Raw genomic sequence first — 26801 nt, forward strand, 5'->3', positions numbered from 1 at the left:
CTGCGTCGTAGCCCTGGTCAGCGCACGTCTGGTGCGTGCCTCGGCGTGTCCGCCGGTGCGGGCTGGCTGGCGCCCGCTTCCGGGCTCTCCGGGAGGAGATGGGACAGCACCATGTAGCTGATCGTCTTCCGGATGAACGGCTCGGTGCGGATGCGCTCCAGCACCTCCTCGAAGTGCTCCACGTCCGTCGCCCGCACATGCAGCAGCGCGTCCGCGCCGCCGGTCACCGTCATCGCCGCGGTGATCTCCGGATGGTTGCGCACGACCTCCGCCAGCCGCCGGGGCGGCGCCGCCCCCTCGCAGTACACCTCGACGTACGCCTCCGTGCGCCAGCCCAGCGCCGACGGCTTGACCGTGGCGGTGAACCCGGTGATCACACCCGTCTCACGCAGCCGGTCCACGCGCCGCTTGACCGCGGTCGCGGACAGGCCGATCGTCGCGCCGATCTCCGCGAAGCTGCTGCGGGCATTCGCCGTGAGCGCGGTGACGATCTTCCGGTCGAGTTCGTCGAACGTGGCTGGCCTGCTGTTCATGCGGGCACTGTATCCAGCGATAACGTCTCGGCTCCGGACATGTCCAGGGATGCGGAATCCTCCTACACTCCACCTTCATGCTGCGCGCCCTCGCCGTCGACGACGAACGCCCCTCGCTCGGGGAACTCCTCTATCTGCTGAACGCCGACCCGCGGATCAGCAGCGTGGAGGGCGCGAGCGACGCGACCGAGGCACTGCGCCGCATCAACCGCGCGCTGGAGTGCGGCCCCGACGGCCCCGACGCCATCGACGTGGTCTTCCTCGACATCCACATGCCGGGACTCGACGGGCTGGAGATGGCCCGGCTGCTGACCGGGTTCTCCCGGCCGCCGCTCGTCGTCTTCGTCACCGCCCACGAGGGGTTCGCGGTGCAGGCCTTCGACCTCAAGGCCGTCGACTACGTCCTCAAGCCGGTGCGCCGCGAGCGGCTCGCGGAAGCGGTGCGCCGCGTCGCGCTGCTACGGGAGACCGCACCGCCCATCCCGGTGCACGAGCCCGATCCCGATCACATATCCGTGGAACTGGGCGGTGTGACGCGCTTCGTCCCCGTCGAGGAGATCACCCATGTCGAGGCCCAGGGCGACTACGCCCGCCTGCACACCGCCCAGGGCAGCCACCTCGTGCGGATCCCGCTGTCGACCCTGGAGGAGCGCTGGCGCTCGCGCGGGTTCGTCCGCATCCACCGCCGCCACCTCGTCGCCCTGCGCCACATCGACGAACTGCGGCTGGACGCCGGCACGGTGAGCGTCCTCATCGACTCCGTCGAACTCCAGGTCAGCCGCCGGCACGCCCGTGAACTGCGGGACCTGCTGATGCACCGGACGACGGGACAGTGAGGCGGACATGGCACAGGACCACACGGAACGCCGCGTCGTCGTCACCGGGCCGCCCCGGCGCACCCGCCGCGCCTTCGGGTACTACCGCCCGCAGACCGAGATCGACGAACAGACCACGCTCGGGCACACCTATGTGCGCTCCCTCATGCGCAGCCAGCTCCGCGCCGCCCTGCTCGTGGTCACGATCCTCGTGCTCCTCATCGGGCCGCTGCCCCTGGTCTTCCTCACCGTCCGCAACAGCGGCCTGGAATGGGCCGTCCTCGGCTTCTGCCTCTATCCGCCGCTGGTCCTGCTGGCCGCCTGGTACGTGCGCCGCGCCGAACGCAACGAGAAGGACTTCGTCCATCTCGTCCAGGACCGCTGAGGGCCGGCCGTGAACCAGAACTACTCCGTCCCGGCCGTCGCCCTCGTCGTCCTCGCGACCGTCCTCGTCGGCGCCTTCGGGCTGCGCATCTCCCGCACCACCTCCGACTTCTACGTCGCCTCCCGCACCGTCGGCCCGCGCCTGAACGCGGCCGCCATCAGCGGCGAGTACCTGTCCGCCGCCTCGTTCCTCGGCATCGCCGGACTGGTCCTCGTCCAGGGCCCCGACATGCTGTGGTACCCGGTCGGCTACACCGCCGGCTATCTCGTCCTGCTCCTGTTCGTCGCCGCCCCGCTGCGCCGCTCCGGCGCGTACACCCTCCCCGACTTCGCCGAGGCCCGGCTCGCCTCGCAGCACGTGCGACGGCTCGCCGGCGCCTTCGTCGTCGGGATCGGCTGGCTGTACCTGCTGCCCCAGCTGCAGGGCGCCGGGCTCACTCTGGCCGTGCTGACCGGTGCGCCCGACTGGCTCGGCGGGATCATCGTCGCCGTCGTGGTGGTCGCGACCGTCGCCGCGGGCGGCATGCGCAGCATCACCTTCGTCCAGGCGTTCCAGTACTGGCTCAAACTCACCGCCCTGCTGGTCCCGGCCCTCTTCCTGCTGCTGGCCTGGCAGGGCGACGGAGCGCCGCGCGGCGCCTTCGCCGAACCGGCGACCTTCCGCGACCACCACGTCGTACGGATCGACGAGGCGCTCGACCTGAGACTCGCCCGCCCGCTCGACGTCACGGCGACGGGCACGGTCGACGGCCGGGACTACACGGGGCAGCGCCTGGCCCTGGCCGCCGGGGTCCATCACGTCGAGAGCGGCACCCGGCTGACCTTCGCCGGGGGCGATCCCGTCCCCGCCGTCGACCGCGGCAGCGGCGGCGCCATGTCGTCCTCGCTGGAATCCGGCCGGGAGGAGCGCCCGCTGTACGCCACCTACGGACTGATCCTCGCCACCTTCCTGGGCACGATGGGCCTGCCGCACGTCGTCGTCCGCTTCTACACCAGCCCGCACGGCGTCGCCGCGCGCCGTACCACCGTCGCGGTCCTCGGCCTGATCGGCGCGTTCTACCTGCTGCCCCCCGTCTACGGGGCGCTCGGCCGGCTGTACGCCCCCGACCTCACCCTCGCGGGCGACGCCGATGCCGCCGTCCTGCTGCTGCCCGACCGCGTGATCGGCGGGCTCGGCGCCGACCTGCTCGGGGCGCTGGTCGCGGGCGGGGCCTTCGCCGCGTTCCTGTCCACCGCGTCGGGGCTGACCATGGCGGTGGCCGGGGTGCTCACCCAGGACGTGCTGCCGTCGCGGGGCGTGCGGCACTTCCGGCTCGGCACCGTGCTGTCGATGCTGGTGCCGCTCGCGGCCAGCGTGCTGGTGGGCGGGCTGCCGGTGGCCGACGCGGTGGGGCTCGCGTTCGCGGTGTCCGCGTCGTCGTTCTGCCCGCTGCTCGTGCTGGGCATCTGGTGGCGGCGGCTGACCCCGCCCGGCGCGGCGGCCGGGATGCTGCTGGGCGGCGGGTCGGCGTTCGCCGCGGTGGCGGCGACCATGGCGGGCTGCCCGGTCACCGGCTTCCTGCACGCCCTGCTCGCCTGGCCCGCGCTCTGGTCGGTGCCGCTCGGATTCCTGACCATGCTGCTGGTGTCCCTGGCCACACCGGGGCGGGTGCCGGCCGGCACGGCGGCGATCCTGGCGCGCTTCCATCTGCCGGAGGAACTGCGGGCGGAGGTCAAGGCGTGAGCGGCTTCATCGCGGGCCTGTGCGTGGCGGTGCTGCCGCTGCTGGCCGTCGGGTTCTGGCTGGGCCGGCGCACCGCGCGTCCGGACAACCTCGGCGGGCTCGGCACCCCCGTCGAGCATGCCACCTTCCAGACCCTGCACACCGCGTCCCTGGCCGCGCCGCCCCTGCGGGCCGGGCTCACCGAGGAGACGGCCCGCAAGTCCGCGCGCCGGCTGCGCACCCTGCTCGGCACCGACGCGCTCTGCCTCACCGACCGGGACGCCGTGCTGGTCTGGGACGGCGCGGGGGAGCACCACCGCGACGAGGTGCTGGAGCGGCTCGCGGGACCGCTGGAGACCGGCCGCGGCGAGGCGTTCCGCCTCCGGTGCGACGTCCCCGACTGCCCGCTGCGCTGGGCGGTCGTCGCCCCGCTCACCGTCGACGACCGGGTGCACGGGGCGCTCGTGGCCTGCGCGCCCCGTGAGTCCGCCGTCCTCGTCCGGGCCGCCGGGGAGGTCGCCCGCTGGGTCTCCGTGCAGCTGGAACTGGTGGACCTCGACCAGTCCCGCACCCGGCTCATCGAGGCGGAGATCAAGGCACTGCGTGCCCAGATCTCCCCTCACTTCATCTTCAACTCGCTCGCGGTGATCGCCTCGTTCGTGCGCACCGACCCGGAACGGGCGCGCGAACTGCTCCTGGAGTTCGCGGACTTCACCCGGTACTCGTTCCGCCGGCACGGCGACTTCACCACGCTCGCGGACGAACTCCACGCCATCGACCAGTACCTGGCGCTCGTGCGGGCCCGCTTCGGCGACCGGCTCTCCGTCACCCTGCAGATCGCGCCCGAGGTGCTGCCCGTGGCCCTGCCGTACCTCTGCCTGCAGCCGCTCGTGGAGAACGCCGTCAAGCACGGGCTCGAGGGCACCACCGACAAGCGGCACATCAGCATCACCGCACGGGACGCGGGCGCCGAGGCCAAGGTCGTCATCGAGGACGACGGCGCGGGCATGGATCCCGAGCTGCTGCGCCGCATCCTCGCCGGGGAGACCAGTCCCTCGGGCGGCATCGGGCTGTCCAACGTGGACGACCGGCTCCGCCAGGTCTACGGCGACGACCACGGGCTCGTCATCGAGACCGCGGTGGGAGCGGGCATGAAGATCACCGCTCGGCTGCCGAAGTACCAGCCGGGGGTGCACTCGGCGAGGCGGCTGCCCCGGGAGTGAGCGTCAGGTGTTGCGGGAGACCACCATGCCGAGGGTGATCAGGACGAGGACGACCCAGCCGAACCACAGCCAGCCGTTGCTGCCGAGCGCCACCGTGTAGGCCGTCACGACGACGAGCCCGCCCACGGTGATCACCCCCATCGTCTTCGTGGAACCGGGCATCGCGGCACCCTCCTCATGTCCGTCCTTCCCCATGGTGCCCCGGGTTCACCTCGGGCACGGTGCGGAAGACCGGACGAGTTCCGGACATCCGGGTACGCGGACGCCCGGGCCGGGGCCCGGTGAGGGCCTGAGGAGCGCCCCCGGCCCCAGGACCTCGGACTCAGCGGCCGCGTGCGTTGAGCGCGGCCAGATAGGCGTTGTACGCCTCGAGTTCCTTGTCGCCGTTGCGCTCCGCGGCCCGGTCCGTGCGCCTGGCCTGCCGCTGTTCCGAGCCGTACCACTGGAAGAGCAGCGCGACCAGCACCAGCACGGAGGGGATCTCGCTGAACGCCCAGGCGATGCCGCCCGCCGAGGTCTGGTCCGACAGGGCGTCGATGCCGAGGGAGGCGGGCGGGTGCATGTACGTGCCGATCATCGGCTCGGTCGCCATCATCAGGGCGATGCCGAAGAACGCGTGGAAGGGCATGCCCGCGAACAGTTCCAGCATCCGCATCACATGACTGGGGCGGTGCGGTCCCGGGTCCACGCCCATGATCGGCCAGAAGAACGACAGGCCGGTGACGAGGAAGTGCACCATCATCACGATGTGCCCGGTCCTCGACTCCATCAGGAAGTCGAAGAGCGGCGTGAAGTACAGCGCGTACAGGCTCGCGATGAACATGGGGATGGTGAACACCGGGTGTGTGATCACCCGCATGTAGTGGCTGTGCAGCAGCATCAGCAGCAGTTCGCGCGGCCCCTTGTGGCCGCGGGCCGCGGGCCGCATCGAGCGCAGCGCGAGGGTGACCGGGGCGCCGAGGAGGATCAGGATCGGCGACAGCATGCTGATCACCATGTGCTGGACCATGTGCACGCTGAACATGACCATGCCGTAGTCGTTGAGCCCCGTGCACATGACCAGCATCACCGTCAGCACGCCGACGACGAACGTCGCGGTCCGGCCGACGGGCCACTTGTCCCCGCGCCGCACGAGCCGGACGACGCCCCACCCGTACAGCCCGAGCCCGAGCAGACAGGCGACGAGGAAGAACGGGTCCGCGGACCACTCCAGACCGCGGCCCAGGGTGAACGGCGGAAGATCCATCGTCGTGCCGTGCCCGCTGTGGTCCATCCGCCGGCTCCTGTTTCGTGGGGGTTGTGCGCTGTCTGTCCGCACCAGACTAGAACCGCCCCGGGCCGCGGCTGCGACCGGGGGCGGGACTCCTCACCGCGCGCCGCGGGCGCGATCGGTGCTCGGCGCGCTACAGGACGCACTCCGCCTCGGCGTAGCGCTCGTCCGGCACCGTCTTCAGCGTCTCCACCGCCTCGGCCAGCGACACCATCACGATGTCCGTGCCGCGCAGCGCCGTCATCCGGCCGAACTCCCCGCGGTGCACGGCCTCCACCGCGTGCCAGCCGAAGCGGGTGGCGAGCACGCGGTCGTACGCCGTCGGTGTGCCGCCGCGCTGGACATGCCCGAGGATCACCGGACGGGCCTCCTTGCCGAGGCGCTGCTCCAGCTCCAGGGAGAGCTGGCGGGCGATGCCGGCGAAGCGCTCGTGGCCGTAGACGTCCTTGCCGCCCTCGTCGAAGTCCATGGTGCCCGGCCTGGGCTTGGCGCCCTCCGCGGCCACGACGATCGCGAACCGCTTGCCGGCGGAGAACCGCTCGCCGACCCGGGCCGCCAACTCCTCGATGTCGAAGGGGCGTTCGGGTACGACGATGGCGTGGGCACCGGCCGCCATGCCGGAGTGCAGGGCGATCCAGCCGGTGTGGCGGCCCATGACCTCCACGATCAGCACCCGCTGGTGGGACTCGGCGGTGGTCTTGAGCCGGTCCAGCGCCTCGGTGGCCACGCCCACGGCCGTGTCGAAGCCGAAGGTGACGTCGGTGACGGCGATGTCGTTGTCGATGGTCTTGGGCACGCCGACGATCGGCAGACCGTTGTCCGACAGCAGACGGGCGGCCTTGAGCGTGCCCTCACCGCCGATCGGGATGATCGCGTCGAGTCCCAGTTCCGCGACGTGGCCCTTGGCCCGCTCCACACCGTCCCGCAGATGCTCGGGACGGACCCGCGAGGAGCCGAGGATGGTGCCGCCGCGAGCCAGGATGCCGCTCACCGCGTCCAGGTCGAGCTTGAGGTAGTCGCACTCCAGAAGGCCCTTCCAGCCGTCCCGGAAGCCGATGACCTCGTCGCCGTGGTCGGCGACGGCGCGGTGCACGACGGACCGGATGACGGCGTTCAGGCCGGGGCAGTCGCCGCCGGACGTGAGGACACCAATGCGCATAGCCGGTAATACCTTCTCAACGTCGGCCGGGGACCGGACCACGTTGTCCGGCTCGATCCCCGTCACCCTACCGGCGGCGGGGGGCCGGTACGTACCGTGCGTCCGATTGCTGGACGTCCCCGCTCAGCTGTGCGGATGTGCCGTCAGACGGGCTGGTCGCCGCAGGCGAAGAGCCGGTGCACGGCCGTCGGGCGGGCTCTGCCCGAACCGTTGCGGGCGGTGTCACCCGGGCCGCCGGCCCGGCCGCAGCCCGAAGGGGCGCGGGGAACCGCGCGCCCGGCCACGACGCACCCGCGGGTGATGCGCGGGGCTTCCCGCGGAGCGCTCAGGCGGGCTGCTGCGCGGCCGCGATGCGCTCGTTGCGCAGCGCCTCGTACCAGTGGTCGTCGACCGGCGGCAGCGCGTTGACGTCGAGCGCCAGCTTCAGCAGCAGGTCGGCGATCTGCGGGTTGCGCGCGAGCACGGGACCGTGCATGTACGTGCCGAAGACCGTGTCGTTGTAGGCGCCCTCCGTGCCGTCGCCCGTGCCGTTGCCCCGGCCGAGGCGCACCTGCGCGAAGGGGCGCGCGGTCGGGCCGAGGCGGGTGACGCCCTGGTGGTTCTCGAAGCCGGTGAGCGGCGGCAGGTTCAGGCGCGGGTCGATGTCCGCGAGGACGTCGCCGACGCACCGCTCGCCCTCGCCGCGCACCGAGACCACGTCGAGGAGGCCGAGGCCCGGCTCGCGCTGCCCCAGGTCGTTGATGAACTCGTGGCCGAGGATCTGGTAACCGGCGCAGACGGAGAAGACGATCGCGCCGTTCTCCACGGCCCGGTACAGGTGCCCGTCGCGGCGCAGCCGCTCGGCCGCGAGCCGCTGCGGGCGGTCCTCACCGCCGCCGATCAGGTAGATGTCGCCGGAGGTCGGGATCGGCTGGTCGCTGCGCACGTCGAGGCGGGCCACGTCGAGGCCGCGCTGCCGGGCCCGGCGCTCCACGACGAGCGCGTTGCCCTGGTCGCCGTAGGTGCTCAGCAGGTCCGGGTAGATCCACACCAGACGCAGGCTGTTGTCACTCATCGAAGATCGTCCTTAGTGGTCAGTTGCCGACACGACGGCGCAGGTCCTGGAACGCGGTGTAGTTCGCGATGACCTCGATCCGGCCCGCCGGGGCGAGCTGCACGGCCTGGTCGAGGCTCTCGCAGACCTGGAAGGTCTGGTTGGCGACCTCCAGGCGCACGGCGAGGTCCAGTTTCCGGTCGCCGACGACGAAGATCGGGTGGCCGGTCAGCCGTGTGTAGTCGACGTCCCACAGCCAGGAGGTGTCGGTGCCGTCCGCGCCGCGCGCGTTCACCGAGAGGATCACCGGGGCCGGCGGCGGGTCGATCAGGGAGAACGTCTCCAGCCAGCCGGCCGGGTTCTTCGCGAGCAGCAGGCGCAGGTCGCGGCCCTGGAACTGGACGACGTCGTAGCGCCCCGCCACCGCCTGCACCTGGTGCATGCGCTCCAGGGCGACCTGCGGGGGCACGCCGAAGACGGCGGCGACGGCGGCCGAGGAGGCGGCGTTGGCCTTGTTGGCGCGGCCCGGCAGCTGGAGGTGGATCGGCCAGGCGGAGCCGTGCGGGTCGAGGACGTGGTCGCCGGACAGCGCCCAGCTGGGGACCGGGCGGCGGAAGCCGCACTCGCCGCAGTACCAGTCGTCGCCGGGGCGTTGCATCACACCGCCGCAGGACGGGCAGGACCAGGCGTCGTCCTTCCACATCTGGCCGGCGGCGACCCAGATCACGTTGGGGGAGGAGGACGCGGCCCACACGACGAGCGGGTCGTCCGCGTTGGCGACGACGACGGCCTTGGAACCGGAGAGGCCCTCGCGCCAGTTCTCGGCGAGCATACGGGTCTCGGCGGCGCGGTCGAGCTGGTCGCGGGAGAGGTTGAGCAGGGCGATGCACTTCGGGTCGGTGTCCCGGGCCACCCCGGCGAGGTACTTCTCGTCGACCTCGATGACGGCGAACTTGGCGTCCGAGCCGCCGGCGAGCGCCGAGGTGATGCCGGCGGGCATGTTGGCGCCCAGCGCGTTGGAGACGACCGGCCCCGCGGCGCGCAGCGCCTCGGCGATCAGCCGGGTGGTCGTGGTCTTGCCGTTGGTCGCCGAGACCAGGACGACGTCCAGGTTCTGGGCGAGCCGGGCGAGGAGGTCGGGGTCGAGTTTGAGCGCCACTCGGCCGCCGATCACCGAACCGCTGCCGCGCCCGGCTGCGCGCGATGCCGCAGCGACCGCCTTGCCCGCGGTCACGGCCAGCTTGGCCCGCGGCGTCAGCGGGTCCGAGGTGCCTGCCATCAGTTCTCGATCCTCCTTGCGTACGGCGCCGCGCCCTGTCCCGGCAACGTGTGACCCTCAGCCTATCGAGATCCGTTCACGCTCCCGAATCGCGGCACCGCCCCGGCGCCCGGGCGGCATTGAGGACCGTACCCTTGCCGCCATGCGACATCGCTCGATCCCGGGCGCCCGAGGGCGCGTGAGGCCCATCACCCTGCTCGGCGACGGGGTACTGCGCACGCCGTGCGCGGAGGTCACCGGCTTCGGACCCGAACTGGCCGGGCTCGTCGAGGACATGTTCGCCACGATGTACGCGGCGCGGGGCGTGGGCCTTGCGGCGAACCAGGTCGGGCAGCCGCTGCGGGTGTTCGTGTACGACTGCCCGGACGACGAGGACCTGCGCCACCGGGGGCACGTGGTGAATCCGCGTCTGGTGGCGGCGGACGGGCTGGTGCTGCGGGGCCCGGAGGGATGTCTGTCGCTGCCGGGTCTGGAGGCGGGCACCGAGCGGTACGACCGCGCGGTCGTCGAGGGCTTCACCGCGCACGGGGAGCCGGTCCGTGTGGAGGGGACCGGCTGGTTCGCGCGGTGCCTGCAGCATGAGTGCGACCATCTGGAGGGCGGCCTGTACGTGGACCGGCTCGGCGGCCTGCGCCGGCGCAGGGTGATGCGGCGGGCGTCCCGGGCGCCCTGGAGCCGGTAGTCGCGCCTCGGAGCCTGTGCCGTACACAGGCTCTCAGAACCCCGGCCCACCGACCCGGTCCCCGGCCGCGGCCAGCCGTCCCCACAGCAGATCGGCCAGGCTGCGTACCAACTCGGCGCGTGAGCAGGGTCGTTCGCCCAGCCACCAGTCTCCGGCGGCGTGCATCATGCCGACGATGCCGTGTCCCCACACCCGGGCGAGCTGGTGGCTGTCCGGTCCGAGGTCCAGCCGCTCCTCGATGACCTGGGCGAGTTCCTCGCCCATGCGGCGCAGCAGCGGGATGGAGTGCCGGCCCGTGTCGAATCCCTGGTCGCTCTGCGAGCCGCCCTCCGCCGGATGCATCAGGAAGCGGTACACCTGCGGGCGTGCCTCGATCGCGGCGAGGTAGGTGTCCAGCGTGGACGCGACGCGCTCCCGTCGGTCCGCGGGAGCGTCGAGCGCCGCCCGCAGCGAGTCGAGCAGTGCGTCCGTGTGGCGCGTGGCGAGCGCGGCGTACAGTCCGCCCTTGTCACCGAAGTGGCGGTAGAGGATCGGTTTGGTGATGCCGGCTTCGGCGGCGATGGCGTTCATCGAGGCCCCGGGCCCGTCGCGCAGCACCACTCTGTCGGCGGCCTCCAGCAGCTCGCGCCGTCGGCGGTCGGCGGACCGCTGCTGGTCGGCCCGCTGCGTGGTGTCCATGATCTCTCCCCACCCGTGCTCTGTCGTGCCTGCGCAAACTAACACTGAAACGCAGCTGTGTATCGAACGAGAGGCCGACCTCTCAGGGAGGCGGTTCGCCCCGGTCCGGGAGTTGACTTTCCTACTCACGAGTAACATACTTCCGTTACCGCAAGTAACAGGCTAGCGCAGTGCTGGAGGGAACATGGCCGAGTTCACCATGGAGCTCAACGACGAACAGAAGGAGGTCCGGGACTGGCTGCACGGGTTCGCCGCCGATGTGATCCGCCCCGCGGCCGCCGAATGGGACGAGCGTGAGGAGACTCCCTGGCCGGTCATCCAGGAGGCCGCCAAGGTCGGAATCTACTCCCTCGACTTCTATGCGCAGCAGTATTTCGACCCCACCGGCCTGGGCATCCCGATGGCCATGGAGGAGCTGTTCTGGGGCGACGCGGGCATCGCCCTGTCGATCGTCGGCACCGGCCTCGCCGCCGTGGGCGTCCTCGCCAACGGCACCGAGGAGCAGATCGGCACCTGGATCCCCCAGATGTACGGCGACGCCAGTGACGTGAAGGTGGCGGCCTTCTGCTCCTCCGAGCCCGACGCCGGCTCGGACGTCGCCTCGATGCGTACGCGCGCCGTGTACGACGAGGCCAAGGACGAGTGGGTGCTCAACGGCACCAAGACCTGGGCGACCAACGGCGGCATCGCCAACGTCCACGTCGTCGTCGCGGTGGTCGACCCCGAGCTGGGCTCCAAGGGGCACGCCTCCTTCATCGTCCCGCCGAACACGCCGGGCCTCGCCCAGGGCCAGAAGTTCAAGAAGCACGGCATCCGCGCCTCGCACACCGCCGAGGTCGTCCTCGACAACGTGCGGGTGCCCGGCTCCTGTCTGCTCGGCGGCAAGGAGAAGCTGGACGAGCGCCTGGCCCGGGCCCGGGAGAGGGCCAGGACGGGCGGGATGGGGGTCCCCCCGCTCGAGCGAAGCCGAGAGTGGGGGAGGGTGAAGAACGCGGCCATGGCCACGTTCGAGGCCTCCCGCCCGGCCGTGGGCGCGATGGCCGTGGGCACGGCCCGGGCCGCCTACGAGGTGGCGCTGGACTACGCGAAGACCCGCGAGCAGTTCGGGCGGCCGATCATCGACAACCAGGGCGTCGCCTTCCAGCTCGCGGACATGCGCACGCAGATCGACGCGGCCCGGCTGCTGGTGTGGCGCGCCTCCTGGATGGCGGTCAACGGCAAGCCGTTCACGGCGGCCGAGGGCTCCATGTCGAAGCTGTTCGCCAGCGAGACGGCCAAGAAGGTCACCGCCCAGGCCATACAGATCCTCGGCGGCAACGGATACACGCGCGAGTACCCGGTGGAGCGTATGCACCGCGACGCGGCCATCTACACGATCTTCGAAGGCACGAGCGAGATCCAGCGCCTGGTGATCGCGCGGACGCTGTCCGGGATGCCCCTCCGGTAGCGCCGTCGGGCGTCAGCGGTGCTTCAGGGGTGTCAGTTGCTCGATGTCGTACCGCCTGCGCAGCTCCTCGATCGCCGCGTGGTCCGGCGGTCCCCCGTCGGCGAGGATCTCCAGCAGCTCCTCGAAGTAGCGCTCGTGGTCCGGCGGGGGTGACGCCTGGAAGAACACCTTCGCGGGCGTACGGGTCGGGTTCGCGAACGCGTGCGGGCAGCCGGGCGGTACGAGGATGACCGTGCCCGGCGTGGCCCGTACCACCCGGCCGCCCGACCGGGACTCCCACGTCTGCCAGTGGTCGGGGGTCCGCACCCGCGGCTCGAAGGCGAGCACGTCCAGCTCGCCCTCGAGCACGTAGAACAGCTCCTCGCTGCGCGTGTGCACGTGCGCGCCGACATCGAAGCCCGGCGGCACGACCACCTCGAACGTGGACGCCGTGCGCGAGTGCGCGCCGGTCACCTTGAACGTCACGTGCTGGGCCGGTGTCCGTACGACGCGTCCCTGGCCCGGCGGCACCAGCAGCCCCTCGGTCGCCGCTCCCTCTTCCGTGGTCGTCATCGGCCGCTCACCACCACCGGCGGCGGGCCGGGCGCGGCGGCCCGACGACGCTCTCGTCGCTCGTCATCTCACTTCCTCCCGTCCGGGGAGGCGTGCCAGCGGCCCAGCGTCATCTCCGCGGTGATGCCCGGTCCGAAGCCGGCCAGCAGACCGCGCGCGCTGTGCTCGGCGCCGCCCGCCTCGAAGAACCGGCGCAGCGCGTCCAGGACGACGGCGCTCGCGATGTTGCCGTACTCGGTCAGCGTGGCCCGGCTGAACCGGAACGCCTCCGACGGCACGTCCAGGAACGTGCTGAGGTCGTCCAGAATCCGTGGGCCGCCCGCGTGCACGATGTAGAAGTCCAGGTCGGAGGCGTCCCAGCCGTGCTGCTTCGCCAGCTCCTGGAGCGCTGGGGCGAGCGGTTCCATCGTGGTCGGCACCCGCTTGTCCAGGAGGAAGTGGAAACCGGTGGCGCGGACGTCGTAGGCGATCCACTCCTCCGTCTTGGGAATCAGGTACGAGCCGTTGCGTTCCAGGGTGACGCCGGTGCCGCCGCTGCCGCGGACGACCGCGGCGGCCACGCCGTCGCCGAACAGTCCGTTGGACAGCAGCGAGCCGACGCCGAGGTCGGTGGGCTGGTAGCACAGCGAGCAGAACTCGCAGGCCACGATGAGCGCGTTGGCGTCCGGGTAGGCCGAGCAGAAATCGTGCGCCCGGTTGATGGCCGCGCCGCCCGCGGCGCAGCCCAGCTGGGCTATGGGCACCTGCCGGGTGTCGGACTTGAAGCCCATCGTGTTGATCAGCCACGCGGTCAGCGAGGGCATCATGAAACCGGTGCACGACACATAGATGATCATGTCGATGTCGGTGGTGAGCAACTCGGCGTCGTCCAGTGCCCGCTGGACGACCGGCGGGACGCGGGTCTTGGCCTCGGCCTCGTAGAGGTTGTTGCGCTCCTCGAAACCGGGATGCCTCAGGGTCTCCTCGATGGGCTGCACGATGTGCCGGGTGCGGACCCCGGTGTTCTCGATCAGGCGCAGGGCGAGCGGCAGTTGAGGGTGGTCCGGGTGGCGCGAGCGCGCCAGGTCGAGGGTGTCCTCCATCGTGAGCACGTGTTCCGGCACGGATACCGCGGGTCGGCACAGGGTCGCCATGGAACGCGCCTTCTTTCGCCTTGGCGGGAGACTCGTCGTCCCCCGGCGGAAGGGGATTCACCCGTCTGCGGGCTGTTCCCCCCACGATCACCCGGCGCCGCGGGGATCTCGCGGCGGACTACTCCACTCCAGCGATGGCGGAGCGTGAGAACATGGGCACGCACGGTGAGGAATCCGAGGTGGGAGAAGGAGCGCCGATGACCCGGACGGCCAGGGAACTGCTGGAGACGACCACGGCGGAACTCGCCCCCGATCCGCACGCCAACCGGCTGCTGCCGCTGATCGCCCGCGGCGCGGCCCGCTCGGGCACCCTCGCGGCCCTCGCCCTGGAGCAGCGCCGGGTGATCGCCTCGGACCGCCGGGCGTTCCGGCACCTGGCCGGGCGGTCGTCACGGGACGAGCCCGCGTGCGCGGCCTTCTTCACCCTGCTCGCGGAGGGCGAGGCGGTCGCCCGGGACCGGCTCGACGCGTACGCCGCCGCCTGTGGAGCGGACGATGCGCGGGAGGCCGCCCAGGAGCCGGCGGCGGACTGCCAGATGTACCCCGCGTACGTCGCCTGGCTGGCCCTGAACGGGGAACCGGCCGACGTCGCCCTGGCCCTGAGCGCCAACTTCGCGGCCTGGGGCGACTACTGCACGACGATCGCCCAGGCGCTCCGTCACCACTACGGCTACGACGACACGGCCTGCGGCTTCTTCGACTTCTTCGCCGAGCCGTCCCCCGAACTCCGGCAGAGGGCGCAGGTGGCGGTTCAGGAGGGCCTGGACACCGGACGCCTGGACGAGGCCCTGGCCCGCCGCTACGGCCGACTGCTGCAGGGCTACGAGGCCCGCTTCTGGCACGCCCTGTGGGAACTGGACGCCCGGGGCTGAGCGCCCGAAGCGGCGAAGCGACTTTCGGGGCTTCCCCCGAAGACATCATCCCGGACGTCGTCTCTGCTGGTCAGAGCGTGTCCCGTCCCGTCGTGTCGTCACCTGCGGGGCGGGCGTTGCCGGTGCCGAAGCCCGCCCCGCAGGCTCGTCGTACCCCCGGTGGCAACGCCGCCGGCGGGAGCGAACAGCACTCCTCACACCAGATCGGAGAACTGACATGCGGACGATCGGCACGCGTTTCGGAGTCCTCGCCGGCATCACCACCCTCGCCCTCGGCGTCCTCGCCGGCCCCGTTGCCCATGCGGCGACCGCCGACACCACCACCACCGCGGCGGCGGCGTGCAAGTCGGGGCACGGCGAGGGTGAACTGTGGTCCCCCAAGGGCCTGAACATCGGCGTGGACAAGAGCTGGAAGTGCGACGGGCACGGCGGCTACAACGGCAAGTTCCGCTGGGGGAAGAGGGACGACGGCGTGTGGGCCCAGATGCTCGTCAAGTGGGAGTCCGGCCGGAAGGAGCAGAAGAAGATGAAGTTCGGGAAGCAGTACACGTACAAGGGGGCCTACGGCGTCTACATGCGTGCCTGCGACTCGAGCGGCTGCGGCGGCTGGTGGTGAGCCGTCTCAGCTGTCCCAGCCGCCGGGGCTGTCCTGGCTGTCCTGGCGGCGCGAACTGTGCGCGATGCAGGCCACGTCGATCCGGTCGGCGAGCTTCGCCAGTTCGATGGTGAGCGCCGCCACCGTGTCCTCGTCGAGCCCGTCCTCACCGGCCTCCACCAGGTGCAGCCACCGGCCGCCGAGCGTGCGCAGCAGCTTGCTGACGTCGGCGGCCGCCACCTGCAACGTGCCGCGGTCGTCGACGATCAGAGGCAGGGTCACTTCGCGGTTCACAGGGGCGATCGTAACTGCGGAACGCTCACGCCCCGTGCCACACGGTGGTGATGTTGCAGAACTCGCGGATCCCGTGCCCGGACAGTTCGCGGCCGTGACCGGACCGCTTGACCCCGCCGAACGGGAACGCCGGATGGGACGCCGTCATCCCGTTGACATACACGCCGCCGGCCTCCAGATCCCGGACGAAGCGGTCGACCTCGGTCTCGTCGCGCGTCCAGACGTTCGAACTCAGTCCGAATGGCGAGTCGTTGGCGATCTCCACCGCCTCGTCGAGACCGGCGGCCCGGTACAGCGTGGCGACCGGGCCGAACGCCTCCTCGCGGTGGATGCGCATCTCGGGGGTGATGTCGGCGAGGACGGTCGGCGGGTAGTACCAGCCGGGCCGGTCGGGGCGCTCGCCGCCGCACAGCACGGTCGCGCCGCTCTCGACCGCGTCGTCGACGAGTTCCTCCAGGCCGGCCCGGCCCTCCTCGCTGGACAGCGGCCCGACCTCGGTTTCCTCGTCCATCGGGTCGCCCACCGTCAGCGCCGTCATGCCGGCCGTGAACCGCTCGGCGAAGGCGTCGAACACCTCCGTGTGCACGATGAACCGCTTGGCGGCGATGCACGACTGCCCGTTGTTCTGCACACGTGCCGTCACCGCCACCCGGGCGGCGCGGTCGAGGTCCGCGGAGGGCATGACGACGAACGGATCGCTGCCGCCCAGCTCCAGGACCGTCTTCTTGATCTCGTCGCCGGCGACGGACGCGACGGCCCGCCCCGCCGGTTCGCTGCCGGTGAGCGTGGCGGCCCCGATCCGCGGGTCGCGCAGCACCTTCTCGACCGCGCCGGAGCCGATGAGCAGGGTCTGGAAGCAGCCCTCGGGGAAGCCCGCCCGGCGGAAGAGGTCCTCCAGGTAGAGGGCGGTGCCCGGGACGTTCGAGGCGTGCTTGAGCAGCCCCACGTTGCCCGCCATCAGCGCGGGGGCGGCGAACCGGATCACCTGCCACAGCGGGAAGTTCCACGGCATCACGGCGAGCACCGGGCCGAGCGGCCGGTAGCGCACGATCACCCGGGAGGCGCCGGAGTCCTTCACATCGGCCTCGGCGGGCTCCTCGTCGGCGAGCAGTTCCGCGGCGTGGTCGGCGTACCAGCGCATCGCCTTGGCGCACTTCGCCGCCTCCGCGCGCGCCTGCCTGACGGGCTTGCCCATCTCGGTGGTCATCAGCCGGGCGATGTCCCGCTGGTCCTCGTCGAGCAGGCCGGCCGCCCGGTGCATGAGCCGTGCCCGCTCGGCGAACGAGGTCGTGCGATGGGTGCGGAACGCGGTCTCGGCGGCGGCGAGCCTGCGCTCGATCGCCTCCGCGTCCAGGGCGTCGTACGTCTTGAGCGTCTCGCCGGTCGCCGGGTTCACGGTCGCGATGGCCATGACGGACCTCCTGGGTGACGGGCTGTGTCCCGGCCCTCCGAGTGCTCCGGAAGCCGGTCGAGAAACGCCGCCTGCGCCTTCACGATCACGTCCCGGGCCCGGTCCAGGCCGACCCACTCCACACGGTCCAGCTCGGGGAACTCACGGACACGTCCCGACCTCGGCGGCCACTCCATGGTGAAGGTGCCCGGCTCGACCGTCGCCGGGTCGAGATCGGCCTCGACCGCCCAGACCGTGACGGTCTTGCCGCCGGCCTGCCGCACCTCGCCCAGCGGGACGGCCTCACCCTCGGGCGGCGGCAGCCCCAGCTCCTCCTGGAACTCGCGGCGGGCGGCGTCCCAGGGGTGCTCGCCGTCCTCGTACTCGCCCTTGGGCACGGTCCACGCGCCGGCGTCACGGCGGGCGAAGAACGGGCCGCCCATGTGGCCGAGCAGCACCTCGAGGCCGTGGTCGGTGCGCCGGAACAGCAGGATGCCCGCGCTGTGCCGTCCCCGCGCGCTCACGGCGCCGCCTCGGGGTGCGCGGCCAGCAGCGACTCCACGGTGTCGGCCTCCTCCGGACGCTTGTCCTCGCGGTAGCGCACCACCCGGGCGAACCGCAGGGTGACACCGGCCGGGTACCGGGAGGACCGCTGGAGTCCGTCGTAGGCGATCTCCACCACGAGTTCGGGGCGTACGGTCACCACCCAGCCGTCGTCCTCGACGGCCAGCTCCCGCAGCCGCCCGGTCTGCCAGCCGAGCATCGCGTCCGTCATCCCCTTGAACGTCTTGCCGAGCATGGTGAAGGAGCCGTCCGGGTTACGGGCGCCGAGGTGCAGGTTGGACAGCTTGCCGGTGCGGCGGCCGTGTCCCCACTCGGCGGCCAGCACCACCAGGTCGCGCGTGTGCACGGGCTTGACCTTGAGCCAGGAGGCACCGCGCCGGCCCGCGCCGTAGGGCGAGTCGAGGGCCTTGACCACCACGCCCTCGTGCCCGCGGCGCAGGGTCTCGGCGAGGAACGCCTCTGCGGCCGCCACGTCCCCGGGCCCGTTCACGAGCGCGCGCCGCACCCGCATCGGTTCCGGCACGAGCCGGGCCAGCTCGGCATGGCGGTCCGTGAGCGGCAGGTCCAGCAGGTCCCGGCCGTCCACGGACAGCGCGTCGAAGAAGACGGGGGAGACCGGAACGGCCGCGGCGGCCGTCGCCACGTCCAGCCGGGAGCCCACCCGCCCCGAGGTCTCCTGGAAGGAGCGCGGCCGCCCGTCCTCGTCCAGGGCGATGACCTCGCCGTCCAGGACGAACCGCTCACCCGCCAGCCGGAGGGCCGTGGAGGTCAGCTCCGGCAGCCGGGCGGTGATGTCGTCGAGGGTGCGGGTGTGGACCCGTACGACGTCGCCGTCGCGGTGGACCTGGACGCGGATGCCGTCGAGTTTCTCCTCGACGGCGCACGCGCCCAGTTTCCCGACGGCCTCGGCCACCGAGGACGCGGTGTGCGCGAGCATCGGCAGCACGGGCCGGCCGACCGTGAGCCGGAAGGCGCCCAGGGCTCCCGGGCCGTCCGCCAGCACGGCCTGCGCGACGGTCTGGAGCGACCCGGCGAGCATGACGGCCCGCCGCACGTCCGCCGGGACCGCCCCCGTGGCCGCGGCCAGCCCCTCGACGGCCAGGGCGTCCAGCGCGCCCTGCCGCACCTCACCGGCGAGCAGCGCGACCAGGAACCGCTGCTCCTCGTCGGTGGCGGCCGCGAGCAACTCGCCCACCAGCCGCTTGCGTTCGGCCTGCGAGCCGGCGCCGGTGACGGCACCGAGCCGGGTCAGCCGGGCGTCCACGGCGCGCACGGTGAGCGTCGGCTCGGCGGCGGGCGGGACCGCCTGGGCCAGGACCTTCCACCCGACGCCGAGCCGCCCCTGGGGAAGGCGCCCGGCCAGATACGGGATGACGATCGGCGCGTCGTCCGGGTCGGCGTCCCGGAACAGCCCGCCGAGCAGCGCGATCTTCCGGGACCGCGCCGACGTGGCGGCGACCTCGCGAGACACATGGGCGAGCCGGCTCAGCAGCATGCAGCCATGGTGCAACGGCGGCGGCCGCCTCACACCCCCGAGGCGGCGTCCAGATCGGTCATCAGCAGTTCCCCGTTGATCGCGGCGCCCGCCCGGTAGCCACGGCTCGCCGAGTTCACCACCTGCTCCGCGAACCCGGTGGCGTTGCCCGCCGCCCACACGCCCGGCACGGTCGTCAGACCCGTCTCGTCCACCACGGCATACGCGCCGAACGGCGTCTCGCGCAGCTCGGCGCCCAGCCGCTCCAGCAGCCCGGTGCGCGGGACGGCGCGGGGCGCGACGAACAGCACGGCGCGCTCGTGCGCCGTGCCGTCCGCGAGCCGCACCCCCGTGAGCCGGTCCCCGTCGACCACCAGCCCCGCCACCTCGCCGGGCACCACGGCGACCCCGGCGGCGGCGAGCCTGCGCAGATCCTGGTCCGAGAGCTCCTCCTCGGCGACCGTGTGCAGGAAGAGGGTCACGTCCTCGGACCACTGGGAGACCATCAGCGCCTGGTGCACGCTCATCGGTGTCGAGGCGAGCACCCCGAAGGCCCGGTCGCGCACCTCCCAGCCGTGGCAGTACGGGCAGTGCAGCACATCGCGCCCGAAACGCTCGGCGACGCCGGGAACGGCCGGCAGCTCGTCCCTCAGGCCCGTGGCGATCAGGAGCCGCCGGGCATGCACGCTCGCGCCTCCCGCGAGCGTCATGTCGAACTCCCCGTCCGCGCCCCGCACGGCGTCCACCGCCCGGTCCCGGACGAGTGCCACGCCGTAGCGTGCGATCTCCTCGCGTCCGGAGGCGAGGAACTCGGCGGGCGGCATGCCGTCGCGCGACAGATAGCCGTGCATGTGCCCGGCGGGCGCGTTGCGCGGTTCGCCCGCGTCGACGACGAGCGTGCGGCGCCTGGCCCGTCCGAGGACCAGGGCCGCGGACAGGCCGGCCGCGCCGCCTCCGACGACGGCCACTTCGTATGTCTCGGTCATGGTGACCACCTCCACCGAGACCGTCGCCCGATCACTGCCGGATTGACAAACGACTTTGCTGGAACTGCAATACGGTCATGAGTACCGACGACGTTCTGGCGGGTGTGGGCCCCAGGCTGCGGCAGATCCGCAAGGAGCGGGAGGTGACCCTGGCGGGTCTGTCCGAGGTGACCGGCATCTCCGTCAGCACCCTCTCGCGCCTGGAGTCGGGGCTGCGCAAGCCCAGCCTGGAGCTGCTGCTGCCGATCGCGCGGGCCCACCAGGTGCCGCTGGACGAGCTGGTCGGCGCCCCGTCGGCGGGGGACCCGCGGGTGCGCGCCAAGCCGATCGTGCGCCACGGCCGGACGTACTGGCCGCTCACCCGGCAGCCCGGCGGCCTCCAGGCGTTCAAGGTCCTCGAACCGCAGCGGAACCTCGAGCCGGACCCGCGCTCGCACGAGGGCTATGAGTGGCTCTATGTGCTGTCCGGGCGGCTGCGGGTCGTGCTGGGCGAGCACGACGTGGTGCTGACCGCGGGCGAGGCGGCCGAGTTCGACACCCGGGTACCGCACTGGTTCGGGTCGACGGGGGAGGGGCCCGCGGAGTTCCTCAGTCTGTTCGGTCCGCAGGGCGAGCGGATGCACGTCCGCGCGCGGCCCGCCCGCGCGTGACGCACCCGACTGTTCCCTGATCGGCAAGCGACCGCTTAGTATGCGACCGACCCGGTCAGACGACGCAGTCCGTGGAGGGCCCGCATGCAGGCATGGCACGTGCACGAGAACGGCGAACCGAGCGAGGTGATGCGGCTGGAGGAGGCGGAGCCGCCCACGCCCGGCGACGGCCAGGTGCTGCTGAGGGTGCGGGCCGCCGACATCAACTTCCCGGACGCGCTGCTGTGCCGCGGCCAGTACCAGGTCAGGCCCCCGCTGCCGTTCACACCGGGCGTGGAGATCTGCGCCGAGACCGAGGACGGGCGACGGGTGATCGCCAATCCCGCCCTGCCGTACGGCGGTTTCGCCGAGTACGCCGTCGCCGACGCCGCGGCCGTGCTGCCCGCGCCCGACGCCCTCGACGACGCGGAGGCCGCCGCCCTGCACATCGGCTACCAGACGGGCTGGTTCGGCCTGCACCGCCGGGCCGGTCTCCAGGCGGGCGAGACGCTGCTCGTCCACGCTGCCGCCGGAGGGGTCGGCAGCGCGGCCGTGCAGCTCGGCAAGGCGGCGGGCGCCACGGTCATCGGCGTCGTCGGCGGCGCCGCCAAGGCCGCCGTGGCCCGTGAACTGGGCTGCGACGTGGTGATCGACCGGCGGGACGAGGACGTCGTCGCCGCCGTGAAGGCGGCCACCGGCGGCCGGGGCGCCGACGTGATCTACGACCCGGTGGGCGGCGAGGCGTACGCGCAGTCCGCGAAGGCCGTCGCCTTCGAGGGACGGATCGTCGTCGTGGGCTTCGCGAGCGGGTCCATTCCCAGCCCCGCGCTCAACCACGCCCTCGTCAAGAACTACTCGATCCTCGGCCTGCACTGGGGCCTGTACAACACCAAGAACCCGAAGCTGATCCGGCACTGCCACGAACAGCTCACCGAACTGGCGGCCCGGGGCGTCATCAAGCCCCTGGTGAGCGAGCGCGTGCCGCTGGGCGGTGCCGCGGCCGCGGTGCAGCGGGTCGCCGACGGTGTCACCACGGGGCGCGTCGTCGTGATCCCCGGTCTCGACGAAGGAGGAGCGGCATGACCGACGCCGCCGAACTGCGCAGCCGCACACGGGAACTGCTCGCCGCGCATCCCCCCGCCGACACCGACCGCCTCGACTTCCTCAGGGCCCGCTTCGACGCCGGGCTCGCCTGGGTGCACTACCCCGAGGGCCTCGGCGGCCTCGGCGCCCCGCGCTCGCTCCAGGCGGTCGTCGACGCCGAGCTGGAGGCCGCGGGGGCCCCCGACAACGACCCGCGGCGCATCGGCATCGGCCTCGGCATGGCCGCGCCCACGATCCTGCGCTACGGCACCGAGGAGCAGAAGCGCCGCTACCTCAGGCCCCTGTGGGTGGGCGAGGAGGTGTGGTGCCAGCTGTTCAGCGAGCCGGGCGCCGGATCCGACCTCGCGGCACTCGGCACCCGCGCCGTCCGGGAGGACGGCGGAGCGTGGGTGGTCAACGGCCAGAAGGTGTGGACCTCGAGCGCCCATCTCGCCCGCTGGGCGATCCTGATCGCCCGCACCGACCCGGACGTGCCCAAGCACCAGGGCATCACCTACTTCATCTGCGACATGACCGACCCCGGCGTCGAGGTCCGGCCGCTGCGGCAGATCACCGGTGAGGCCGAGTTCAACGAGGTCTTCCTCACCGACGTCCGCATCCCCGACTCCCGCCGCCTCGGTGAGGTCGGCGACGGCTGGCGCGTCGCCCAGACCACGCTGATGAACGAGCGCGTGTCCATCGGCGGAATGCGCATTCCCCGCGAGGGCGGCATGATCGGGCCGGTCGCCAGGACCTGGCGGGAGCGCCCCGAACTGCGCACCCACGACCTGCACCAGCGGCTGCTGAAGCTGTGGGTGGAGGCCGAGGTCGGCCGCCTCACCGGTGAGCGGCTGCGGCAGCAGCTCGTCGCGGGCCAGCCCGGCCCCGAGGGGTCCGGGATGAAGCTCGGCTTCGCCCGCCTCAACCAGGAGATCAGCGGTCTGGAGGTCGAACTCCTCGGCGAGGAGGGCCTGCTGTACGACGACTGGACCATGCGCCGTCCCGAGCTGGTCGACTTCACCGGCCGTGACGCCGGCTACCGCTACCTCCGCGCCAAGGGCAACAGCATCGAGGGCGGGACCAGCGAGGTCCTGCTGAACATCGTCGCCGAGCGCGTCCTGGGCCTGCCCTCGGAGCCGCGCACCGACAAGGACGTCGCCTGGAAGGACCTCGCCCGATGACCGACCTGCTGTACTCGGAGGAGGAAGAAGCGCTGCGCTCCGCCGTCCGGGACCTGCTCACCGACCACTGCGACGCGGCAGGGGTGATCACCCGGACCGAGTCCGACGCCCCGCACGACCTCGCGCTGTGGAAGGCGCTGGGGGACGACATGGGCCTCGCGGGCCTCCTGGTGCCCGAGGACCGGGGCGGCCAGGGCGCCACGCACCGCGAAGCCGCCGTCGTCCTGGAGGAGCTGGGGCGCGCGGTGGCGCCGGTGCCCTATCTGACGAGCGCCGTCGTCGCCACCGAGGCCCTGCTGGCCTGCACCGGCGACGAGGCCGCCGACCTGCTCGCCCGGCTGGCGTCCGGCCGGACGATCGGCGCCCTGGCGGTCTCCCTGAACGTCGCCCCGGGCGCCGCCTTCACGACCGTGGCAGTCGAAGGCACCACCCTGCGCGGCGAGCTGACCGCGATCGCGGACGCGGCTGCCGCGGACGTGCTGCTGGTCCCCGCCGAGGACGGCGGGCTGTACGCGGTGGACGCGGACACCGTGACCATCACCCCGCAGGTGCCCCTGGACCTGACCCGTCCCCTCGCTGCGGTCACCCTCACCGGGGCCCCTGGACGCTGGCTGGGTGCCGCGGAGCCGGCCGTACGACGGGCCCTGCGCGCCGGAGCCGGGCTGCTCGCCTCCGAGCAACTCGGCGTCGCCGACTGGTGCCTGACCGAAACCGTGCGCTACCTCTCCCAGCGCAAGCAGTTCAACCGGCCCGTCGGCGGATTCCAGTCGCTCAAGCACCGGCTCGCCCAACTGTGGCTGGACGTCGTCGGCCTGCGCGCCGCCGCACGCAACGCCGCCGACGCGCTCGCCACCGGCAGCGAGGACACCGGGGTCTGCGTCGCCGTCGCCCAGGCGTACGCGGCGCCCGTCGCCGTCCGGGCCGCCGAGGAGGCCCTGCAACTGCACGGCGGCATCGGCATGACCTGGGAACACCCGGTCCACCTCCACCTGAAGCGGGCGAAGGCGGACTCGATCGCCTACGGCACCGCGGGCACCCACCGGGAGGCACTGGCCGAGCTGGTCGACCTGCGCCCCCCGTCGTAACACCCCCCGCGAGTGAGGCCCGTCCCCGGCTCCGTCCGTGGGCGGGCCTCGCCCGTGCCCGGCGCCGACGGAGGTGAACGAGGGGCGGCGGTCCGGCCAACTCCGCGCACCACAGCGCTCCGTGCGCCGCCGACGGCGCATACTCCCTGAGGTCCGGTACGGCCCTTCAAGGGAGGCAGAGCATGGCCCTCACCACCCGTCGCAGAGCCCTCACCACCCTCGGCGCCGCCCTGGCGGGCTCGTTCGCCCTGCCCGCCGCCCGCGCGGCGGCGAGGGAGGACAGGCACGGCCCGCGCCCCCTCCGGCGCGCCCACGCGCACAACGACTACGAGCACCCGCGTCCCCTCCTCGACGCCCTCGACCACCGCTTCGGCAGTGTCGAGGCCGACATCCACCTGGTCGGCGACCAGCTCCTCGTCGCCCACGACGCCTCAGCCCTCGACCCGCGGCGCACCCTGGAGTCCCTCTACCTGGACCCGCTCGCCGCCCGGGTCAGGGCCAACCGCGGCTCGGTCTACCGAGGTTGGCGCAGCCCCCTGCAACTCCTCGTCGACATCAAGACCGAGGGCGCGTCGACCTACCTCGAACTGGACCGCCATCTGCGCCGCCACCGGCACCTGTTCACGACGTACGCCCACGGGCACGTCCACCCGGGAGCGGTCACCGCCGTCGTCTCCGGTGACCGCGCGGCCCGCGCGCCGATGGAGGCGCAGACCGTGCGGCACGCCTTCTACGACGGTCGCCTCGGCGACCTCGGCGGCCCCGCGGACGCCACCTTCGCCCCGCTGATCAGCGACAACTGGACGCCGGCATTCACCTGGCTCGGCGACGGACCGTTCCCCGGCACCGAGCGGCAGCGGCTGCGCGGCATCGTCTCCGAGGCGCACGCACGACGGCAGAGCGTGCGCTTCTGGGCCACGCCCGACACGCCGGGGCCGGCCCGCGACGCACTGTGGAACGAACTGGTCGCCGCCGGAGTCGACTACATCAACACCGACGACCTGGCCGGCCTCGAGGCGTTCCTCGACGCCCACCAGCGGTCGGCCGGAAGGCGCCGGGACCCACAGCCGGCCTGATCCAGACGACAGGGCCCAGAACCACACGATCGGGGGACACGTCAGCCGCCCGGGTGAGCCCTCCGCTACGCCACACTTGCGGCCGAAAGCCGCGAAGTGGGCGTGGCGGAGGAGGTTGACGATGGCCGTTTCCATCTCGGTGGTGCTGCTGCTCCTGATCCCTGCGGTGATCTTCCTGCGCAACGGCGCGCTGAAGATCTCACACGCGCTGGTCTGCGTCCTGCTCGGCTTCTACCTCGCCAGCAGCAGCATGGCCCCGACCATCCACCAGGGCCTGGCCGCGACCGCCGACATCGTCAGCGGCCTGCGTCCCTGACCCTCGCCCGGCGCCCCGCTCAGGAGGACGCGAAGACCCCGATGCCTTCCGGCACCGGACGTTCGGCGCCCCCACTCGGATGGTTGCGCACGGTGACCGTGCTCGCGCCCGGCCCCCGGGAGACCAGGGTCGAGGAGCCGCCGCCGTCCAGGTCGACACCGTCCGTGGCGCCCATCGTCCGCAGGGCCGAGGCGAGTTCGGCGACGGTGAGTCCGGTGCGGTAGGCGGACGCGCCGTCGAGGGCGAGGAGCAGCAACCGGTGGCCGCCGTCCCCGATGCCGACGGCGGTGCGCACGGCGGACGTCGCGTTGTCGAGGCCGGACAGCGGGGCGCCGTGGCGCAGCACCGGGAAGCCGCCGACCGCGAAGACGTAGGGGACCCCGGACGAGGCCGCCACCAGACGGCTGCCGACCGCGACGGCCTCGCCCTTGACCAGATGGCGCAGCGCCTGCGCCCCCGCCTCCCGGCCGACCAGGACCGTGGTGCCGGCGGCGATGGCACCGGTGCCGGGCGTGCCGGCCGTGGCGGCGACCCGGCCGTCCCTGATCGTCACCTCGTAGGTGTCCGGACTGCACGGCGCGCCCCGGTCGGTGTCGGTGCCGCAGACGGCCCGCAGCCGCGAGGCGGCGCCCCACTCCGCCGTGTACGCCCCGATCGAACCCTGGGGCAGCGCGTACTGGTTGAGACCGCGCAGCGCGAGCCGCTCCCGTGCGGTGCTCACGGTGCCGGCGAGGGCCAGCCGGTCGAGACGGGCCGTGCGGTCGGTGCCCACCCCGAGCACGTCCTCGGTGGTGGTGCCGGGCGGCAGTGCGGGCCCGAAGCGCTGCCCGGGCGGCACGGCCGCCTTCAGCGCGTGCCCGTTCGCGACGGCCGGGCCGACGGCCGAGCCGGTGGCCTCCACCCCCGGGTGCTGGGTCTCGCTGATGTTGAAGAAGTCGCCGTTGATCCCGGCCAGGGCGTGCCGCGCGTCGGCGAGCCGTGAGACGGTGGCCCGCGCGGCCACGGCTCCCGGATACAGCAGGTCGACCCGTACGTTCCGGTTGCGCAGGTCGACGCTGAGCAGGTGCGCGCGGGCCACCCCGTGGGACGCGGAGAGATCGAACTCGCTGTACTCGACGCCCGGCGCGATCGCCCTGGCTCTCGGCACACCGTCGGCCGGCGCCGCCCCCGCCAGGGCCGCACCGGCCAGCGCACTCCACGCAACGAGAGCCGTGACGACCTTTCTGAGCCGTCTGTCGCGACGTGTCACGCTTCCCCCTGATGTCTCGTCAACTTCGGCAGGATTCAGGGGAAGTGCACCAGACCCCGGGGGCCTGTACGGTGCTCGGTCGCCGACGACGCGGGAACGGACGAGAAAACGCACTCC

The 26801-nt window shown here is 72.5% G+C and carries 29 protein-coding genes; 14 read left to right on the top strand and 15 right to left on the bottom strand.

Translation table 11 applies throughout. The annotated features are described in order from the left end of the window. Positions 1 to 17: 17 nt before the first annotated feature. The gene (locus tag ACFYMU_RS25595) at positions 18 to 533 is read right to left on the bottom strand and encodes an Lrp/AsnC family transcriptional regulator (protein WP_388377494.1); all 516 of its coding nucleotides are present in this window, start codon (positions 531 to 533) and stop codon (positions 18 to 20) included. A gap of 77 nt (positions 534 to 610) precedes the next feature. On the opposite strand from ACFYMU_RS25595, the gene ACFYMU_RS25600 reads away from it, so the two are divergent. From ACFYMU_RS25600 to ACFYMU_RS25615, 4 genes are read left to right on the top strand one after another with little or no spacing between them, the layout of a single operon-like run. Continuing rightward, on the top strand, positions 611 to 1369 hold the full coding sequence (locus ACFYMU_RS25600; RefSeq protein ID WP_388377497.1) for a LytR/AlgR family response regulator transcription factor: 759 nt from the start codon (positions 611 to 613) through the stop codon (positions 1367 to 1369). A gap of 7 nt (positions 1370 to 1376) precedes the next feature. Beyond that, positions 1377 to 1733: a hypothetical protein gene (locus ACFYMU_RS25605; RefSeq protein WP_388377499.1), complete on the top strand. Its 357-nt coding sequence runs from the start codon at positions 1377 to 1379 to the stop codon at positions 1731 to 1733. Positions 1734 to 1742: 9 nt separating this feature from the next. Beyond that, entirely contained in the window at positions 1743 to 3455 is a 1713-nt protein-coding gene (locus tag ACFYMU_RS25610) for a cation acetate symporter (protein WP_388377502.1), read from the top strand. Continuing rightward, complete coding sequence (locus tag ACFYMU_RS25615) at positions 3452 to 4657, top strand: sensor histidine kinase (RefSeq protein ID WP_388377504.1); 1206 nt, start codon at positions 3452 to 3454, stop codon at positions 4655 to 4657. The genes ACFYMU_RS25610 and ACFYMU_RS25615 overlap by 4 nt, the downstream gene beginning before the upstream one ends. Before the next feature lie 3 nt (positions 4658 to 4660). On the opposite strand, the gene ACFYMU_RS25620 is transcribed toward ACFYMU_RS25615, so the two are convergent. The 5 genes from ACFYMU_RS25620 to ACFYMU_RS25640 form a co-directional block, all read right to left on the bottom strand. Continuing rightward, positions 4661 to 4819 carry a hypothetical protein gene (locus tag ACFYMU_RS25620; protein ID WP_388377507.1) on the bottom strand — a complete coding sequence of 53 codons (159 nt, stop codon included), beginning with the start codon at positions 4817 to 4819 and terminating at the stop codon, positions 4661 to 4663. 160 nt (positions 4820 to 4979) lie between these two features. Further along, a complete protein-coding gene (locus ACFYMU_RS25625; RefSeq protein ID WP_388377509.1) occupies positions 4980 to 5930 on the bottom strand; it encodes a cytochrome c oxidase assembly protein in 951 nt (316 codons plus the stop codon). A 130-nt stretch (positions 5931 to 6060) separates the two neighbouring features. Further along, complete coding sequence (locus ACFYMU_RS25630) at positions 6061 to 7086, bottom strand: 6-phosphofructokinase (protein WP_388377512.1); 1026 nt, start codon at positions 7084 to 7086, stop codon at positions 6061 to 6063. A 325-nt stretch (positions 7087 to 7411) separates the two neighbouring features. Beyond that, positions 7412 to 8140, bottom strand: coding sequence for a type 1 glutamine amidotransferase (locus tag ACFYMU_RS25635; protein ID WP_388377514.1), 729 nt, complete (start codon positions 8138 to 8140; stop codon positions 7412 to 7414). Positions 8141 to 8159: 19 nt separating this feature from the next. After that, positions 8160 to 9398, bottom strand: a complete 1239-nt coding sequence (locus ACFYMU_RS25640) for a MurT ligase domain-containing protein (protein WP_388377517.1) — start codon at positions 9396 to 9398, stop codon at positions 8160 to 8162. A 142-nt stretch (positions 9399 to 9540) separates the two neighbouring features. Here ACFYMU_RS25640 and def point away from each other — a divergent pair, with 142 nt between their 5' ends. Beyond that, positions 9541 to 10080: a peptide deformylase gene (gene def / locus ACFYMU_RS25645; RefSeq protein ID WP_388377518.1), complete on the top strand. Its 540-nt coding sequence runs from the start codon at positions 9541 to 9543 to the stop codon at positions 10078 to 10080. Positions 10081 to 10113: 33 nt separating this feature from the next. Here def and ACFYMU_RS25650 read toward each other — a convergent pair whose 3' ends face one another. Then, a complete protein-coding gene (locus ACFYMU_RS25650; RefSeq protein ID WP_388377521.1) occupies positions 10114 to 10758 on the bottom strand; it encodes a TetR family transcriptional regulator in 645 nt (214 codons plus the stop codon). Positions 10759 to 10942: 184 nt separating this feature from the next. Between ACFYMU_RS25650 and ACFYMU_RS25655 the strand changes: the two genes are divergently transcribed. Next, positions 10943 to 12205, top strand: a complete 1263-nt coding sequence (locus ACFYMU_RS25655; RefSeq protein ID WP_388377523.1) for an acyl-CoA dehydrogenase family protein — start codon at positions 10943 to 10945, stop codon at positions 12203 to 12205. Between the two features lie 12 nt (positions 12206 to 12217). Here ACFYMU_RS25655 and ACFYMU_RS25660 read toward each other — a convergent pair whose 3' ends face one another. After that, entirely contained in the window at positions 12218 to 12757 is a 540-nt protein-coding gene (locus tag ACFYMU_RS25660) for a cupin domain-containing protein (RefSeq protein WP_388377525.1), read from the bottom strand. A 68-nt stretch (positions 12758 to 12825) separates the two neighbouring features. Further along, positions 12826 to 13947, bottom strand: coding sequence for a type III polyketide synthase (locus ACFYMU_RS25665; protein ID WP_388377622.1), 1122 nt, complete (start codon positions 13945 to 13947; stop codon positions 12826 to 12828). A gap of 140 nt (positions 13948 to 14087) precedes the next feature. On the opposite strand from ACFYMU_RS25665, the gene ACFYMU_RS25670 reads away from it, so the two are divergent. Further along, a complete protein-coding gene (locus tag ACFYMU_RS25670) occupies positions 14088 to 14762 on the top strand; it encodes a transcriptional regulator (RefSeq protein WP_388377625.1) in 675 nt (224 codons plus the stop codon). Positions 14763 to 14979: 217 nt separating this feature from the next. Beyond that, on the top strand, positions 14980 to 15378 hold the full coding sequence (locus tag ACFYMU_RS25675) for a hypothetical protein (protein ID WP_388377529.1): 399 nt from the start codon (positions 14980 to 14982) through the stop codon (positions 15376 to 15378). 6 nt (positions 15379 to 15384) lie between these two features. Here the strand turns inward: ACFYMU_RS25675 and ACFYMU_RS25680 are convergent, their stop codons facing one another. Genes ACFYMU_RS25680 through ACFYMU_RS25700 form a run of 5 tightly spaced genes read right to left on the bottom strand, consistent with a single transcriptional unit; the run spans position 15385 to position 20065 of the window. Beyond that, positions 15385 to 15651: a DUF6213 family protein gene (locus tag ACFYMU_RS25680; RefSeq protein ID WP_388377532.1), complete on the bottom strand. Its 267-nt coding sequence runs from the start codon at positions 15649 to 15651 to the stop codon at positions 15385 to 15387. 25 nt (positions 15652 to 15676) lie between these two features. Next, entirely contained in the window at positions 15677 to 17062 is a 1386-nt protein-coding gene (locus tag ACFYMU_RS25685; RefSeq protein WP_388377535.1) for an NADP-dependent succinic semialdehyde dehydrogenase, read from the bottom strand. Further along, positions 17044 to 17565 (bottom strand): NUDIX domain-containing protein, encoded by a 522-nt coding sequence (locus ACFYMU_RS25690; protein WP_388377537.1) that lies wholly within the window; start codon positions 17563 to 17565, stop codon positions 17044 to 17046. Before ACFYMU_RS25690 ends, ACFYMU_RS25685 begins: the two co-directional genes overlap by 19 nt. Next, the gene (locus ACFYMU_RS25695) at positions 17562 to 19100 is read right to left on the bottom strand and encodes an ATP-dependent DNA ligase (protein ID WP_388377540.1); all 1539 of its coding nucleotides are present in this window, start codon (positions 19098 to 19100) and stop codon (positions 17562 to 17564) included. Before ACFYMU_RS25695 ends, ACFYMU_RS25690 begins: the two co-directional genes overlap by 4 nt. Before the next feature lie 29 nt (positions 19101 to 19129). After that, a complete protein-coding gene (locus ACFYMU_RS25700; protein ID WP_388377543.1) occupies positions 19130 to 20065 on the bottom strand; it encodes an NAD(P)/FAD-dependent oxidoreductase in 936 nt (311 codons plus the stop codon). Positions 20066 to 20142: 77 nt separating this feature from the next. Here ACFYMU_RS25700 and ACFYMU_RS25705 point away from each other — a divergent pair, with 77 nt between their 5' ends. The 6 genes from ACFYMU_RS25705 to ACFYMU_RS25730 all read left to right on the top strand — a co-directional run bounded on the left by ACFYMU_RS25705 (position 20143) and on the right by ACFYMU_RS25730 (position 25435). Next, positions 20143 to 20715: a helix-turn-helix domain-containing protein gene (locus ACFYMU_RS25705; protein WP_388377546.1), complete on the top strand. Its 573-nt coding sequence runs from the start codon at positions 20143 to 20145 to the stop codon at positions 20713 to 20715. Positions 20716 to 20799: 84 nt separating this feature from the next. Beyond that, a complete protein-coding gene (locus tag ACFYMU_RS25710) occupies positions 20800 to 21777 on the top strand; it encodes an NADPH:quinone oxidoreductase family protein (protein ID WP_388377549.1) in 978 nt (325 codons plus the stop codon). Next, a complete protein-coding gene (locus tag ACFYMU_RS25715; RefSeq protein WP_388377552.1) occupies positions 21774 to 22958 on the top strand; it encodes an acyl-CoA dehydrogenase family protein in 1185 nt (394 codons plus the stop codon). Before ACFYMU_RS25710 ends, ACFYMU_RS25715 begins: the two co-directional genes overlap by 4 nt. Next, complete coding sequence (locus tag ACFYMU_RS25720) at positions 22955 to 24043, top strand: acyl-CoA dehydrogenase family protein (RefSeq protein ID WP_388377554.1); 1089 nt, start codon at positions 22955 to 22957, stop codon at positions 24041 to 24043. Before ACFYMU_RS25715 ends, ACFYMU_RS25720 begins: the two co-directional genes overlap by 4 nt. Before the next feature lie 182 nt (positions 24044 to 24225). Then, positions 24226 to 25119, top strand: coding sequence for a phosphatidylinositol-specific phospholipase C/glycerophosphodiester phosphodiesterase family protein (locus ACFYMU_RS25725; RefSeq protein WP_388377557.1), 894 nt, complete (start codon positions 24226 to 24228; stop codon positions 25117 to 25119). Positions 25120 to 25240: 121 nt separating this feature from the next. After that, complete coding sequence (locus ACFYMU_RS25730; protein WP_388377560.1) at positions 25241 to 25435, top strand: hypothetical protein; 195 nt, start codon at positions 25241 to 25243, stop codon at positions 25433 to 25435. Positions 25436 to 25454: 19 nt separating this feature from the next. On the opposite strand, the gene ACFYMU_RS25735 is transcribed toward ACFYMU_RS25730, so the two are convergent. After that, positions 25455 to 26684, bottom strand: coding sequence for a phosphodiester glycosidase family protein (locus ACFYMU_RS25735; protein ID WP_388377563.1), 1230 nt, complete (start codon positions 26682 to 26684; stop codon positions 25455 to 25457). Positions 26685 to 26801 lie beyond the last annotated feature (117 nt).

This window comes from Streptomyces sp. NPDC007264 (assembly GCF_042869095.1).
GTDB lineage: Bacteria > Actinomycetota > Actinomycetes > Streptomycetales > Streptomycetaceae > Streptomyces.

Excerpts from the sequence above, each read along its gene's own strand:
- ACFYMU_RS25595 (WP_388377494.1), bottom strand. The coding sequence starts at position 533 with ATGAACAGCAGGCCAGCCACGTTCGACGAACTCGACCGGAAGATCGTC.
- ACFYMU_RS25600 (WP_388377497.1), top strand. The coding sequence starts at position 611 with ATGCTGCGCGCCCTCGCCGTCGACGACGAACGCCCCTCGCTCGGGGAA.
- ACFYMU_RS25605 (WP_388377499.1), top strand. The coding sequence starts at position 1,377 with ATGGCACAGGACCACACGGAACGCCGCGTCGTCGTCACCGGGCCGCCC.
- ACFYMU_RS25620 (WP_388377507.1), bottom strand. The coding sequence starts at position 4,819 with ATGCCCGGTTCCACGAAGACGATGGGGGTGATCACCGTGGGCGGGCTC.
- ACFYMU_RS25625 (WP_388377509.1), bottom strand. The coding sequence starts at position 5,930 with ATGGACCACAGCGGGCACGGCACGACGATGGATCTTCCGCCGTTCACC.
- ACFYMU_RS25630 (WP_388377512.1), bottom strand. The coding sequence starts at position 7,086 with ATGCGCATTGGTGTCCTCACGTCCGGCGGCGACTGCCCCGGCCTGAAC.
- ACFYMU_RS25635 (WP_388377514.1), bottom strand. The coding sequence starts at position 8,140 with ATGAGTGACAACAGCCTGCGTCTGGTGTGGATCTACCCGGACCTGCTG.
- ACFYMU_RS25640 (WP_388377517.1), bottom strand. The coding sequence starts at position 9,398 with ATGGCAGGCACCTCGGACCCGCTGACGCCGCGGGCCAAGCTGGCCGTG.
- def (WP_388377518.1), top strand. The coding sequence starts at position 9,541 with ATGCGACATCGCTCGATCCCGGGCGCCCGAGGGCGCGTGAGGCCCATC.
- ACFYMU_RS25650 (WP_388377521.1), bottom strand. The coding sequence starts at position 10,758 with ATGGACACCACGCAGCGGGCCGACCAGCAGCGGTCCGCCGACCGCCGA.
- ACFYMU_RS25655 (WP_388377523.1), top strand. The coding sequence starts at position 10,943 with ATGGCCGAGTTCACCATGGAGCTCAACGACGAACAGAAGGAGGTCCGG.
- ACFYMU_RS25660 (WP_388377525.1), bottom strand. The coding sequence starts at position 12,757 with ATGACGACCACGGAAGAGGGAGCGGCGACCGAGGGGCTGCTGGTGCCG.
- ACFYMU_RS25670 (WP_388377625.1), top strand. The coding sequence starts at position 14,088 with ATGACCCGGACGGCCAGGGAACTGCTGGAGACGACCACGGCGGAACTC.
- ACFYMU_RS25675 (WP_388377529.1), top strand. The coding sequence starts at position 14,980 with ATGCGGACGATCGGCACGCGTTTCGGAGTCCTCGCCGGCATCACCACC.
- ACFYMU_RS25685 (WP_388377535.1), bottom strand. The coding sequence starts at position 17,062 with ATGGCCATCGCGACCGTGAACCCGGCGACCGGCGAGACGCTCAAGACG.
- ACFYMU_RS25695 (WP_388377540.1), bottom strand. The coding sequence starts at position 19,100 with ATGCTGCTGAGCCGGCTCGCCCATGTGTCTCGCGAGGTCGCCGCCACG.
- ACFYMU_RS25700 (WP_388377543.1), bottom strand. The coding sequence starts at position 20,065 with ATGACCGAGACATACGAAGTGGCCGTCGTCGGAGGCGGCGCGGCCGGC.
- ACFYMU_RS25705 (WP_388377546.1), top strand. The coding sequence starts at position 20,143 with ATGAGTACCGACGACGTTCTGGCGGGTGTGGGCCCCAGGCTGCGGCAG.
- ACFYMU_RS25710 (WP_388377549.1), top strand. The coding sequence starts at position 20,800 with ATGCAGGCATGGCACGTGCACGAGAACGGCGAACCGAGCGAGGTGATG.
- ACFYMU_RS25715 (WP_388377552.1), top strand. The coding sequence starts at position 21,774 with ATGACCGACGCCGCCGAACTGCGCAGCCGCACACGGGAACTGCTCGCC.
- ACFYMU_RS25720 (WP_388377554.1), top strand. The coding sequence starts at position 22,955 with ATGACCGACCTGCTGTACTCGGAGGAGGAAGAAGCGCTGCGCTCCGCC.
- ACFYMU_RS25725 (WP_388377557.1), top strand. The coding sequence starts at position 24,226 with ATGGCCCTCACCACCCGTCGCAGAGCCCTCACCACCCTCGGCGCCGCC.
- ACFYMU_RS25730 (WP_388377560.1), top strand. The coding sequence starts at position 25,241 with ATGGCCGTTTCCATCTCGGTGGTGCTGCTGCTCCTGATCCCTGCGGTG.